Below are 331 nucleotides of genomic sequence, written 5' to 3'. Positions count from 1 at the left end.
ATCAGCGGCGGTGTGACGAGCGCGAGGCCAGGCACGAACTTCGAGATCGACACGAGCGGCACGCCGAAGCGCTCGAAGAGCGCACGCGCCTGTTCGATGCGGGCGTCGATGGCAGGCAGCATCCGGCCGAGCACGCCGATCAGCTTGCGCCCATACAGACGGCCTGCGGTGAACCAGACGCCGTCGCCAATCAACGCACCGAGCACGGCCGCGCACAGCACCGGCCAGAACGACAAGGTGCCAGCCGCGATCGCGGAGCCGGCGAACAGCAAAACCGGCACGGCGGGAATCGGCACGCCGAGGCGCGTCATCAGCACGTTGGCGAGATCGG

1 protein-coding gene is annotated in these 331 nt (G+C 68.6%); it reads right to left on the bottom strand.

The genetic code is table 11. The features are described 5' to 3' along the window. Positions 1 to 331, bottom strand: a 331-nt coding sequence (locus EN824_RS33995) for a VTT domain-containing protein (RefSeq protein ID WP_210236388.1), incomplete at both ends; no start/stop codon positions are given.

Origin of the sequence: Mesorhizobium sp. M8A.F.Ca.ET.181.01.1.1, assembly GCF_004792025.1 — a bacterium.
Lineage (GTDB): Bacteria > Pseudomonadota > Alphaproteobacteria > Rhizobiales > Rhizobiaceae > Mesorhizobium.
The sequence above is the reverse complement of the archived record's forward strand: the minus strand, read 5'-3'. Positions and strand labels throughout refer to the sequence as shown.